General features: G+C 36.3%; 10 protein-coding genes. 4 read left to right on the forward strand and 6 right to left on the reverse strand.

The genetic code is table 11. The features are described from left to right. The first annotated feature begins 4 nt into the window (after positions 1-4). The 4 genes from LUA86_RS09785 (at position 5) to LUA86_RS19245 (ending at position 6377) form a co-directional block, all read left to right on the forward strand. The gene (locus tag LUA86_RS09785; protein ID WP_231460442.1) at positions 5-607 is read left to right on the forward strand and encodes a hypothetical protein; all 603 of its coding nucleotides are present in this window, start codon (positions 5-7) and stop codon (positions 605-607) included. A gap of 492 nt (positions 608-1099) precedes the next feature. Further along, entirely contained in the window at positions 1100-4285 is a 3186-nt protein-coding gene (locus LUA86_RS09790; RefSeq protein WP_231460443.1) for a TonB-dependent receptor, read from the forward strand. A gap of 106 nt (positions 4286-4391) precedes the next feature. Next, positions 4392-6143 (forward strand): ABC transporter ATP-binding protein, encoded by a 1752-nt coding sequence (locus LUA86_RS09795; RefSeq protein ID WP_231460444.1) that lies wholly within the window; start codon positions 4392-4394, stop codon positions 6141-6143. Between the two features lie 15 nt (positions 6144-6158). Further along, positions 6159-6377, forward strand: coding sequence for a PLDc N-terminal domain-containing protein (locus LUA86_RS19245; protein ID WP_231491029.1), 219 nt, complete (start codon positions 6159-6161; stop codon positions 6375-6377). Positions 6378-6935: 558 nt separating this feature from the next. On the opposite strand, the gene LUA86_RS09805 is transcribed toward LUA86_RS19245, so the two are convergent. The 6 genes from LUA86_RS09805 to LUA86_RS09825 all read right to left on the reverse strand — a co-directional run bounded on the left by LUA86_RS09805 (position 6936) and on the right by LUA86_RS09825 (position 13289). Further along, the gene (locus LUA86_RS09805; protein ID WP_231460445.1) at positions 6936-8219 is read right to left on the reverse strand and encodes an MFS transporter; all 1284 of its coding nucleotides are present in this window, start codon (positions 8217-8219) and stop codon (positions 6936-6938) included. Positions 8220-8304: 85 nt separating this feature from the next. After that, positions 8305-10410, reverse strand: a complete 2106-nt coding sequence (gene recG / locus LUA86_RS09810; RefSeq protein ID WP_231460446.1) for an ATP-dependent DNA helicase RecG — start codon at positions 10408-10410, stop codon at positions 8305-8307. 6 nt (positions 10411-10416) lie between these two features. Beyond that, on the reverse strand, positions 10417-11319 hold the full coding sequence (locus LUA86_RS09815) for an EamA family transporter (protein ID WP_231460447.1): 903 nt from the start codon (positions 11317-11319) through the stop codon (positions 10417-10419). A gap of 2 nt (positions 11320-11321) precedes the next feature. Beyond that, the gene (locus LUA86_RS09820; protein ID WP_231460448.1) at positions 11322-11702 is read right to left on the reverse strand and encodes a RidA family protein; all 381 of its coding nucleotides are present in this window, start codon (positions 11700-11702) and stop codon (positions 11322-11324) included. Positions 11703-11710: 8 nt separating this feature from the next. After that, entirely contained in the window at positions 11711-11848 is a 138-nt protein-coding gene (locus LUA86_RS19315) for a DUF6728 family protein (RefSeq protein WP_370634352.1), read from the reverse strand. A gap of 94 nt (positions 11849-11942) precedes the next feature. Beyond that, entirely contained in the window at positions 11943-13289 is a 1347-nt protein-coding gene (locus LUA86_RS09825; RefSeq protein ID WP_231460449.1) for an OmpA family protein, read from the reverse strand. Positions 13290-13339: the final 50 nt, after the last annotated feature.

Here is a 13339-nt window from a genome sequence, read left to right on the forward strand (position 1 = left end):
AATCATGAGGAAGCCAATATTTATACTTATACTTTCTATATTTTCAACTTTTGGTTATGGCCAAAAAAAAGGTAATGACGATATAGCAAAAATTAAAGGCACAATTCTGAATTTTTTAAACTGGTATCGGATGGATCAAATTTTAGATACAACAAAAAAAAACGACCCGAGCATAGAATATCATCCAATTATTATTCGTGAGCAAATAGATACAATGATAAAGTTAAGTGTAGACATGAAAGCAGTTGAAGAATATTTGGTTCACTTAAGATCAAGTAATTATTTATCAGAATCTTTTATAAATGATTTAAGGCAGTATCATCAAAAGATTGCTGATGATATCAAGGGTTCAAAGCCTTATTCAGCCAGAGAGGGGGACTTTGCAATTCCTGGTTTGAATGTTGATGCCATTTTTGGTTTCGAGCCTGAAGATATATTGGACCACATAAAAGAGGGACGTTTTGCAAAAATTCGAATAATATATGATAAAGCATTAGTAAAGTTTGATATTACTAATATTAACCAATACATTTTTACGCTCACAAAAGTTGATAACAGATGGTTAATAGATTACTTTGGATTAGATAGAACAAATATTGAACGATAATTAAGTAACACGTATCAAATTATCCTAACCCCCCTCTAGTTTAAGTGTTCGCTTTTTCAGCGGTCACTTAAATTATTATTAAAAAACGAAGACCTAGAGTGAATTAATACAACTCAATGCCAAATGTCGGTCAGGAGACCTTGTTTTTCACATGGAATTTAAGTGATCCGTAGGAACACTTAAACCAGACTGAGATGTTCTGAAAGGCATCTCGAAGTTTTGATGAAACAAGGATTTGAAATCCTAAAATCATTCCTATTAAGGATGCACTTTGCTAACATCCCAAACAGCAATTCAGCGATAAATGCGAAGCTGAAAAGAAATAAGCTAACATAAACTTAACAAGTAACGGTCAGTATTAATTTATTGGCCGTTTTTTTATGAATAAAGAAGGTAAAAAAACACTATTCCTAAACCATTTCTTAATGATAAATATAATTTCAATTAATACTACTACAGCAACTTTGCAGCATAAAATCAGAAAAACTTATCATGGTAAAAAATTTACTCCTAGCAGTATTAATGCTGTGTTTTTGTGTTTCAAATTCCCTAAAAGCACAAACAACCCAAGCCTCAATTTCCGGTATTGTTACCGATGAAAAAAAACAACCAATCCCTGGTGTATCCGTTCAGGTTAAAAACAATTCTACAGGTTTTACAACCAGAACATCAACAAATGCACAAGGAGAATACACATTTAAAGAACTTCCTTTAGGTGGACCATATTCAATTAAAGCACTTTATATTGGTTATGGCGAACAAACAAGAAGTGGTTACATGTTAAATCTTGGTGATGTGGTTAAAGTTTCTATCAATATGCAAGAAGCTTCACAAAACCTTACCGATGTTGAAGTTAGCGGTACTTCATTAAAAAATAAAGTACAACAATTTGGCGCTTCAACTGAAATTTCATCAAAAACGATGAACATTTTACCAGTAAACGGTCGTAACTTTTCTAGTTTAACTGATTTATCGCCCTTGGCGGGTCCTGGTGGTATATCTGGTCAGCTAGGTTCATCCACCAATTTCACTATTGATGGTATGACTGCTAAAAACCCTACATCTTCCGGCAGCACAACCAGCCGTAGTGGCGCTCCATATTCTATTTCGATAGAAAGTGTTAGAGAGTTTAAAGTGGTTACAAACCAATATGATGTTAGCCTGGGTCGTTCGGGTGGCGGAACCATTAGTGCGGTAACAAAATCTGGTACAAATGAAATTACCGGAAGTGCATTTGCTTATAACCGTGCTGATTTCCTGGCAAGTAAGTATGACATCAGAGGAAATCCTCGAACTAACGATTTCTCTACTTACCAATACGGTTTTAGCTTAGGTGGACCGATCATTAAAGATAAATTACATTATTTCGCAGCCTGGGATCATCAAAGAGATTCTCGTCCTTTGATAATTGCAGATATTAATTCTGATGCAGATGTTGCTCGTTTTAATATTACAAACAGTACGTTAAATAACTTCTTAGCAGTTGCAAGAAGCAAATATGGCGTTGCTAATACCCAACAATTTGGTTCTTTTGCTAAAAAAAGAGGTACAGATGCAGGTTTTCTTCGTTTAGACTGGCAAATTAATGATAAGAATTTATTAACAGTTAGAGATAACTACACCAATGATAGAAATCCATTAGGTTTAGGCGATAATACTGCGATAAATTTCTATGAAAGTTATGGTAACGATAAAAATGTTGATAACAGTTTATTGGCAACATTGCGTTCTACAATTAGCAGCAAAGTAACTAACGAACTAAAATTACAACATTTATATACCTATCAGGCCAGTACTCAAAATGATGAATTAGGTTTTGCTATACCAAGGGCTGTTGTTTCCAACTTAGAGTCTATTTCTCCTACTACCGGGGCAACATTAGCTACAGCAGTTCAAATTGGTGGGCACCGTTTCGGGCAAGAAGGTTTTACCAATAACGTTTTCCAGTTAGTAGATAATTTCTATTACAACACCGATAAAATTAAATATACTTTCGGTATAGACATTATGTACACCCACGCCAAATCGTTATACGGTAGTGAGGTTAATGGTCGTTTCACATTTAACAGATCGGGTACTGCCGCGGCAGGAAATCAACAAACCTCCTTACAAAATTTTAACAACTTAATCCCAATCAGCTATTACAGAGAAGTTCCTTTAGTTGCTGATCCAACTGTTGTTGGAAATTTATGGAATTCTGCAATTTATGGTCAAATGCAAACTAAACTTGGCAAAGGTTTAGACTTTACAGGCGGTATACGTTTAGACTTTAGTAAATATCCAACTTCGCCACTTAACCAACAGTTATTTGATGCGATTGGGGTAAGAACTGATAATAAATTAAAACAATTTTTAATTCAGCCCAGAGTTCAGCTGAATTGGGATATTAATGAAAACAGAACAGATTTCGTTCGTTTTGGAGCAGGTATTTTTGGTTCAGATATTAACAACTACATGACCATTAACAACCTTACCTTTGATGGTAAACACTTCGCAACGGTTGATGTTACGGGTACAGGCGTACCAACGCCTAACTTTATTGGCTACAGAAACGGAAGCGCAACAGCGCCAACATTAGCAGCGCTACAAATTCCAACCATTAATACTTATGCTGATGATGCTAAGGTACCTGTGGTTTACAAAGCAAACTTATCTTACAACAAACTAATAAATGATAAAATACGTATTGGTATTACTGGCTACGTAACATTAGCACGTAACAACTACATGTACGTTGATAGAAACATGGTTGCAAATCCTTTCTTTACATTATCAAATGAAGGAAACAGAGGCGTATATGTGCCTGCTAATACAATTATTCCGGGTAACGGAACTACGGATTGGAAAACCGGTCGTTTAACAAATGCGTTTGGTAGAGTTTTAGAGTTAAACAGCAAAGGTAAAGTTAATCAGTTTGCTGTAGTTGTAGATGGAACATGGAGATACTTTAAAGATGGTGAAATCTCTGCCAGCTTTACCTACAACGATTCGAAAGACAATACTTCGTTTAATGGTAACGTAGCAAATTCGGCAACTTTATCTTTACCTGTAGTTGATGACCCTAGAAATTTAAGTAATATGACTTATTCAAATGGTCAGTTTAGAAACAAAGTTGTAGTTTATGGTACATTGCCATCATTCCATGGAATTAAAGCGGGTATTCGATATTCGGGTATTGGTGGTACCAGATACAGTTTATTATCTGGAGGCAATACAAACGGCGATTTCGTTGCCACAAATGACTTAGCATACATCTTTAGTCCATCAAATACAAATGTGCCGGCAGCGTTAAGAACAGCTTTACAAACATTATTAGCCAATGGCGATGCAAGCCAGAGTTTAAAAGATTATATAACCAAATACGAAGGTACTTTTGCTCAACGTAACGGCGGTATAAATGGCTTTTACGGTACTTTCGATTTAAGATTAGCTTACGAGTTTAGATTCGGACCACGCAAAAAACAAAGCCTGGAAATTTCTGGCGATTTATTTAACGTAGCCAACTTGTTTAAGAAAACCTGGGGCACATCAGAAACTTTAGGTACACAAGCACTTTATGCGGTTACCGGGTTTGATGCTGCAACCTCAAATTACAACTACCGTTTAAATAACACTGGTGTAGTAATTCCAACAGGTAATCCATGGCAAGCTCAAATTGGTTTGAGATACGGATTTTAGTAACAGAAGGATACATTCGTATCTTTTTAAAAAGTCATAAAAAAAGGGAATGGATTTTTATCCGTTCCCTTTTTTTATGTTTGCACTTACAAACAACAAAACTTTAATGGGATTATTATTAGACTACCTGAAAAACCACAAATGGATTGTGGTTTTAGCGTTATTGCTTGCAGGTTTAAATATAGGTTTTTCACTTTTAGACCCATATATAACGGGCAGAATTTTAGATCGCTTTATAAATCAGAAAGACAAACTTACCTACAGCCAATATTTATGGGGCTCTTTAGGTTTAATCGGCTTGGCTATTGGTGCGGCCATGGTTTCGCGAATAGCCAAAAACTTTCAGGATTATTTTACCAGCGTTATTGTACAAAAGGTTGGCGCAAAAATGTATGCCGATGGTTTGCAGCATTCGTTAAAATTACCTTATCAGGTTTTTGAAGATCAGCGAAGTGGCGAAACTTTGGGCATTTTGCAAAAAGTACGCTTAGATTCAGAAAAATTCATCACATCATTTATAAGCATTCTTTTCGTAAGCTTAATCGGGATGATTTTCGTTATTGTTTATTCGATTTCGATAAGCTATAAAGTTACGCTGGTTTATTTTACTGCCATTCCAATCATCAGTTTTGTAAGTTGGTTTTTAAGCCGAAAAATTAAAACCATTCAACGTTCTATTGTTGGCGAAACTACAGCTTTGGCGGGTTCTACAACAGAATCGCTAAGAAACATTGAATTGGTAAAAAGTTTAGGTTTAGCAGATCAGGAGATTGAAAGGTTAAATAAAACTACTTACAAAATTTTAGGTTTGGAGCTTAAAAAGGTAAAATATGTTCGTAGCATGAGCTTTGTTCAGGGCACTACCGTTAACCTGGTAAGAAGTACAATGATTTTAGTTCTGCTCTTGCTTATATTCGATAATGCCATTACCGCCGGTCAGTATTTAACCTTCTTGTTTTACTCTTTCTTCCTTTTCGGACCATTACAAGAACTAGGAAATGTAATTTTAGCCTGGAGGGAGGCAGAAGTATCGTTAGGAAATTTCAAGAAAATCTTGAGCACACCGATTGATAAAAAGCCAGATAATCCGGTATCCATAGAAAAAATAAAAGATTTAACTTTTAGTGATGTAGGTTTTAAGCACCAAACCGCTAACAGAAACGCACTCGAAAATATTTCATTTAAAACGCACAATGGCCAAACCATTGCTTTCGTTGGTCCATCAGGTTCTGGCAAAACAACCTTGGTTAAATTGTTGGTGGGTTTATATCAACCTAAAGATGGCGATGTGCTTTACAATGGTATTTCGAGCAAGCAGATTGATTTAGATGCTTTACGCGAAAAAATCGGTTTTGTAACGCAGGATACACAACTTTTTTCGGGCACAATTAGAGAGAATTTGCTTTTCGTAAACCCAACGGCAACCGATGAGGAATGTTTTAAAGTATTAAATCAGGCCGCTTGCCAAACTTTATTAGCCCGTGCGGATAAAGGTTTAGACTCGCTAATTGGCGAAGGTGGTGTAAAAGTTTCAGGTGGTGAGAAACAGCGATTATCTATTGCAAGAGCTTTATTAAGACAACCAGATATATTAGTATTTGATGAGGCAACGTCCTCTTTAGATTCGATAACTGAAGAGGAAATTACCAAAACGATTAGAAATGTATCTGACTTAACAGACCATATAACCATTTTGATTGCGCACCGTTTATCAACAATTAAGCATGCTGATGTGATTTATGTTTTGGAGAAAGGGCACATTATTGAGCAAGGTAAACATGAAGAACTGATTGCTCAACAAGGCTTATATCAGGCAATGTGGCGCCAACAAATTGGCGAGCGGATTGTTGAAGCATAATATACCGACACATTTATGCTATTACAAACCACCGTTAACAGCAATCAGATTGCTTTATTTATTGTTATTCCGGCTATTTTATGGCTGATATTAATTTTAATTGCGCTTTATCATATTTCCCGAAATCGTGAAATGGCATTTAGTGTTAAAGCTTTATGGTTTATCATAATTATTATGGCGCCGTTTTTAGGCTCGATAATTTATTTAATCTGGGGAAAGAACAGAAAGTTTTGAGGTTTTTTCCCGCAGATTTTAATTGATAAGAATCGCAGATTTTCGCGGATTTTTTTCTAAGGAAACGAACACAGTAGCACAGGTTTGTTTATCTTAATTATTAGGACGCCGTTTTTAGGCTCGATAATTTATTTAATCTGGGGAAAGAACAGAAAGTTTTAAGGTTTTTTCCCGCAGATTTTAATTGATAAGAATCGCAGATTTTAGCGGATTTTTTTCTAAGGAAACGAACATTGTAGCACAGGTTTGTTTATCATAATTATTATGGCGCAGTTTCTAGGCTCGATAACTTATTTAATCTGGGGAAAGAACAGGAAATTTTAAGGTTTTTTCCCGCAGATTTTAATTGATAAGAATCGCAGATTTTCGCGGATTCTTTTCTAAGGAAACCAACGTTGGAGCACAGTTTTTTGTAAATAAACCTGATTGCACGGAAATACTTTTTGGAGCAGGTCTTCGACAAGCTCATACTTACATTGACAAAAGATTGGAGGAAAAGCAGGAGGATGCTTAAATTTTGGTGCTGTTCTGCCTTTCCAAATCAATATAATTAATTCTTTATCCTTTAGCAGTTTGCTCGTTAATATCTTGCAAACTTAGTTTTGTAAGCGGTTTTGTTTTTAGCCAGGTGATAAATGCAATAGCCACAGTCATACTGCCGCCAAAAACAACGGCAGGTACAAGGCGCATGTATTTTGCAGTAAGCCCTGATTCAAATTCACCAATTTCGTTTGATGAACCGATAAACATACTATTTACGGCAGACACCCTTCCCCTCATTTCATCGGGCGTGAGCAACTGCATAATTGTTTGGCGGATAAGTACACTTACGCTATCAAATGAACCTTCTAAGAACAAGAAAAACAGGGTTAAATAAAAATTTCTCGATAGTCCATAACAGATAATACTTAAACCGAAACCCGTTACTGCAATTAATAAATTTCTCCAGGGTTTTCCCATTGGCGAAAAGCGTGTCATGGCAAGCATAGTGATTACAGCGCCTAATGAAGCAGCGCCACGCATCATACCCAAACCGAATGAGCCGAGGTTAAAAACATCTTTTGCAAAAATTGGCAATAAGGCCACTGCGCCACCAAAAAATACCGAAAATAAATCCAGGCTCATTGCCCAAACCATCATTTTTGTTTTGAATACAAATTGAATTCCTTCCTTTAAACTGTTAAAAATGTTTTGGGTTGGAAGGTATGTTGCTTCGTGCTTTTTAAAGCTTAGGATACAGATAAGCGCAATGGTAACAAAGGCCACAATTACGGTATAAGCTGCGGTTATGCCCCAAATCCAATTGACTAAACCACCCAAAGATGGGCCAATTACTGTTGCCAGTTGAAAACTGCTGGTGCTCCAGGTGCTGGCATTTGGGTACAATTCTCTGGGTACAATTTTAGACATTAAAGAGAACGTGGCCGGACCGAAAAAACCTCTTGCAATGCCTATGCAAAAAACCAAACCGTACATAATCAGCACAATAACATCTTCCTTTAAATGGAGATATTTACTGGTGATAATCAGCATTAAAACAGAAACAAACCAAACACCCGAAAATATTTTGAGGAGTAAAGCTCGTTTTTCACTTTTATCGGCAATGTAACCGCCGTAAAGTGCAATACAGATGGCTGGAATAACCTCACAAAGGCCAACTAAACCAAGTTTTAATGGATCGTGTGTTAAATCGTAAATATGGTAGGCAATTACAACAGCCTGCATTTGATAGGCAAGGGTAAAAAAGAAACGCATGCCCAAAAACGAACGAAATTCTTTATAGCGCAATGCCGCAAAGGTATCAGGTTTTATTGCATTGGTATTGGGTTCGGAATCTGCCATTAGAAATTTTTATGCAAAACTACGTTTTGAAAAATTAAAACTTCATTAGCTTTTTGCATAAGATTGTAATTTATTTCTAATGCAATTAAGAAATTTTATCAAAAGAAATGCCCCTTTCTAATCTCTGCAAATGTGCTTTTAAAATTGCATGTTCGGGTTTTTCTAATTTTACGTCCGTTTCAAAGATTGAAATCACCGTGTTCCTGGCTTCAGATAATATGGCTTGGTCTTTAGCTAAATCGGCAAGTTTTAAATCTAATACACCGCTTTGCTGTGTTCCGGTAATATCACCAGGGCCACGCAATTGCAAATCGATTTCAGAAATCTCAAAGCCATTATTGGTTCTCACCATGGTTTCGAGCCTTATTTTACCTTCTTTGCTTAGTTTGTTACTGCTCATTAATATACAAAAAGATTGCTCTGCACCCCTACCAACACGGCCGCGAAGCTGATGTAGTTGTGACAAGCCAAAACGCTCGGCATTTTCTATCACCATAACCGAAGCATTGGGCACATTAACACCCACTTCAATTACGGTGGTGGCTACCATAATCTGGCTTTTACCATCAATAAACTGTTGCATTTCAAACTGCTTATCTGCATTAGGCATTTTACCATGTACAATGCTAATCTGGTAATCTGGCCGTGGAAATTGATAGCTTAATTGCTCAATTCCGGCTTCAAGATGCAAAAGGTCGAGTTTTTCACTTTCTTTTATTAATGGATAAACAATATAAACCTGGCGACCTTTAGCAATTTCCTGTTTCATAAAACCAAACATCCTTAAGCGCTGACCTTCAAATAAGTGTCGGGTTTCGATTGGTTTTCTACCGGCAGGAAGTTCATCAATTTGCGAAACATCCAAATCGCCATATAAAGTCATGGCTAGCGTACGTGGAATTGGCGTGGCCGTCATGACCAAAATATGTGGTGGAATTACATTCTTTCGCCAGAGCTTTGCACGTTGCTCTACTCCAAATCGATGTTGTTCATCGATAACAACCAAACCAAGATTCTTAAATTGAACTTTGTCTTCAATTAAAGCATGGGTGCCTATTAAAATATCGATTTCACCATTTTCCAATTGTTGATGAAGAATGGTTCTTTCTTTCTTTTTGGTGTTGCCCGTTAAAATGGCTACCCTAACCAAATCATCGCTTACCAAATCTGTAATGGACGCGTAATGCTGACGGGCCAAAATTTCTGTTGGCGCCATCATACAAGCTTGGTAGCCATTATCATTAGCCAAAAGCATACTCATCAAGGCCACGGCGGTTTTACCGCTTCCAACATCACCTTGTACCAACCTGTTCATTTGTATGCCTCGCTGCGTATCTATCCTAATTTCTTTGATAACCCTTTTTTGAGCATTTGTGAGTTCAAAAGGTAAAAATTCTGAATAAAAACGATTAACCTTTTCGCCAACTTTATCAAACGAAACCCCTTTAAACTTTAACTGCCTGAGTTGTTTATTGTGCAAAAGCTGTAATTGGATATAAAACAATTCTTCAAACTTCAGCCTTCGTTCTGCAGCATTTAAATCAGTTTGATTTTTAGGAAAATGGATGTTCAATAACGCGGTTCGCTTATCAGGAAGCTGATACTTCTTTAAAATGTATGCCGGAAGATTTTCATCAGTTTGCGGAATTACCTGATCAAGCAATCCGGCAATTAAACGTTGCAAACCTTTTGAGTCGAGATTAAATTTTTTAAGCTTTTCGGTAGAATTGTAAACGGGCTGCAGTGTCTGGTTTCCCCTGCCTGCAACCTTGCTTTGGTATAATTCCATCTCAGGGTGAGAAATACTGAAGGTATTGTTAAATAAAGCAGGCTTTCCAAATGCTACATAAGCTGCACCAACCATTATATTTTCTTCAACCCATTTTAAACTTTGAAACCAAACCAGTTCCATTAATCCGGTTTCATCTTTAAACACAGCAATGATTCGTTTTGTACGTTTTTCGCCAACAAGCGTTTTACTTACAATGCGTCCAATAATTTGAATGTATTGCGAATCGAGGTTTATCTGATTGATTTTATAATACTTTGTTCTATCGATGTATCGAAATGGATAATGCGAGAGCATATCCCGATAGGTAAAAAGACCGAGATCCTTTTTAAGCACATCTGCACGGCTCGGACCAACGCCTTTTATAAATTCAACAGGTGTATCTAAAATCGAGTTGAACAAAATATCTTACTGCTTATTAGTAACCAAACTTTTAATCAATTGTGCATTAAAAATAACAATAGAGACTAGCAAAAGCAAATAAGCAAAAAGCTGATGAACATCTATCTGTTCTTTAAAGTAGAAAAAAGCTACAGCGAAAGCTACAATTGGATTTAGGTAAATTAATATGCCCAATGCCGATGATGGCATACCCAAAAGCGCATAAGAATTTAAGAATAGAGGTATAATGGTAAATATTATGGCGATTAAAAATATATGTGCCCAAAAAAATCCACTTACCGGAAAAGATGCAGCATTAGTAAAGTACAAGGGCAACAGCAATAAACCAGATATAATTAATTGTACGCCTAAAAAATTAAACTTATCGAAATGCTTAATCACTTTTAAAACAATAACGTATAGCGCATAGAATGATGCCACAACTATTGCCCATAATACTTCGTGTAAGGAACCGGTTGCCAGCAATGCAATGCTAACAAACGCAATTATTAAGGCTATAATTTTTGCTTTTGATAATTGTTCTTTAAGGATTATAAAGCCGCATAAAGCTGTAAGCAAAGGGCAAACCATGTAAGCGAATGCAGCGGCTTTTAAGCTTACGCTATTAACGGCATAAATGTAAGTAAACCAGTTACCGGTAATTAATACTGCAGAAAGAAAGGTTAATACGAATAATTTGTTTCTTTCCTTGCTGGATATCGATTTTAGAAAGTTTAAATCATTTGATAATGCTTTTTTTCTAAAAATAAAAATTGTTGCCCACACCAATATAATCGAAACCAGGAGGCGATAAAAAAGAATTTCCTGAGGAGGAAAACTCTTTATGTTACGTAAAGGAACCGACATTGTTCCCCATATAATGTAAGGAATAATGCCGGCAGTAAAATATTTCGCTTTGCTTGCTGCCAAAATTAGCCTTTAACTGCAATCACAGAAATTTCTACATTAACATTTTTTGGTAGTGCCGAAACCTGAACGGTTTCTCTAGCAGGAAAATCCGAAGTAAAATACTTACCATAGATTTCATTTACCGCAGCGAAGTTGCCCATATCTGTTAAAAAAATACTGCTTTTAACTACATTATCTAGAGTTAAACCAGCCTCTAATAATACCGACTTTAGATTTCGCATTACCTGGTGTGTTTCTTCTTCAATATTAGGCATATTTAACTCACCGTTTTCAGGATTTATGGCAACCTGACCAGATACAAACAAGAAATTGCCAGCCATAACAGCCTGGTTATATGGACCAATAGGCGCTGGCGCATTGGTGGTATTAATAATTTGTTTCATTTTATTTATTATTTAGAAAGCCATTCAACAAGCTTATAGATGATACCTGCCAGAAAAACAATGATGGCCAATGCATTTATAAAATGCATGATTTTTAAATTTATATTATTTGGCCTATCGGGATTCTTTTTTCTAAAGAAGTACATAAAGCAAACTTAACAAAAAAGGCGAAGCCTTAAAATTAAAAGGCATAAAAAAAGCCCCGATAAATCGGGGCTTCTAAAATTTTATATTGAAATACTAGTTTCTAGCAGTTTCAACACGACGGTTTTGGATACGACCTTCTTCAGTATCGTTTGAAGCAATTGGATTAGCTTCGCCTAAACCTTTAGTAGTAACTTGACTAGCGTTAACGCCAGAGTTTACTAAGTAAGTTTTAACAGAGTTAGCTCTGTCTTTAGATAATTTCATGTTATATGCAGCAGTACCTTCGCTTGAAGCGTAACCAGTTACAGTTGCTTTACCACCGTTTTCACGTAACACTGAAGATAATTTATCTAAAGTAGGGTAAGACTCAGTTTTTAATACAGATGAGTTGAAATCAAAAGAGATTTTTTCGAAACCTGTTACATTACTTGCAACAGTATCAGCAACCATTTTAGGAAGAGGACAACCTGAACCATCAACAGCAGTACCTGCAGGAGTTCCTGGGCATTTGTCGAATTGATCAGCTACACCATCACCATCAGTATCTTTTTTCAAATCTTCAACAGATTTTTCAACAGCAGATACACGGTTTTTCAACGCTTCAACTTCTTGACGTAAAGTAGGATCTTTTAACTCATCGTACATAGTAGCTAATGGGTTAGACCATTCTAAACTTGGTTTTGCAGAAGAACCTAAAGAGAATTCTAAACCAGCATAACCGTAAGAGAATTTATCTTTAGTTTGACCTTTAGCATAAACTCCGTCTAAGTTATCAGCATCAACAAAGCTCATAGTGTAACCTAAGTTAAAGTTAACACGCTCAGAAACTTTGAATTTAACACCAGCACCAACAGGGATATACATAGCTTTTACGTAATCTTTTGGGGAATCGTGTCTGTCATCAGCAGGACCTAAAGCTTTACCTTTCCAGTCTACAACTGTACCGTTAGTATAAGTTACTTTTGGAGCATAAGCCATATAACCAGCACCAGCTGTAACGAAGAAACTTACAGCGTTTTCACGACGTAAGAAATCGATAGAACCAACGTTAACTACACCACGTAAATCAACTGCATATTGCATTTCTGTTTCGAATTCTCTTACAGTAGCACCAGTAATACCTTCGTTAGTACCTGATAATTTACCACGAGTTCCGTTTAATTCTAAACCAAAAGAGTGACCTAATTGCTTACGGATATTTAAACCATAACCTAAGTTAGCATCCCATTTGTTAAAATCATTAGTACCACCAATAGCAACAATCGGCATTAATACACCACCGTGTACGCCAATTGACCATGTTCTGTACTGTCCTCTACCGCCAAATACCTTGACAGCAGAAGTTGTTGCAGGAGCATCCTGAGCGACAGCAAGAGAAGCAACTCCTGTTAATGCCACTAAAGAAAGCGCAACACTTTTCTTTAAAGTAGAATAATTCATAATCTTTTTCTTTTTTAAGGGTTAAACAATTTAATTGATTAATTTTTTAG

Source organism: Pedobacter sp. Leaf132, assembly GCF_920984695.1.
GTDB lineage: Bacteria > Bacteroidota > Bacteroidia > Sphingobacteriales > Sphingobacteriaceae > Pedobacter.

Excerpts from the sequence above, each read along its gene's own strand:
- LUA86_RS09785 (WP_231460442.1), top strand. The coding sequence starts at position 5 with ATGAGGAAGCCAATATTTATACTTATACTTTCTATATTTTCAACTTTT.
- LUA86_RS09790 (WP_231460443.1), top strand. The coding sequence starts at position 1,100 with ATGGTAAAAAATTTACTCCTAGCAGTATTAATGCTGTGTTTTTGTGTT.
- LUA86_RS09795 (WP_231460444.1), top strand. The coding sequence starts at position 4,392 with ATGGGATTATTATTAGACTACCTGAAAAACCACAAATGGATTGTGGTT.
- LUA86_RS19245 (WP_231491029.1), top strand. The coding sequence starts at position 6,159 with ATGCTATTACAAACCACCGTTAACAGCAATCAGATTGCTTTATTTATT.
- LUA86_RS09805 (WP_231460445.1), bottom strand. The coding sequence starts at position 8,219 with ATGGCAGATTCCGAACCCAATACCAATGCAATAAAACCTGATACCTTT.
- LUA86_RS09820 (WP_231460448.1), bottom strand. The coding sequence starts at position 11,702 with ATGAAACAAATTATTAATACCACCAATGCGCCAGCGCCTATTGGTCCA.
- LUA86_RS19315 (WP_370634352.1), bottom strand. The coding sequence starts at position 11,848 with ATGTACTTCTTTAGAAAAAAGAATCCCGATAGGCCAAATAATATAAAT.
- LUA86_RS09825 (WP_231460449.1), bottom strand. The coding sequence starts at position 13,289 with ATGAATTATTCTACTTTAAAGAAAAGTGTTGCGCTTTCTTTAGTGGCA.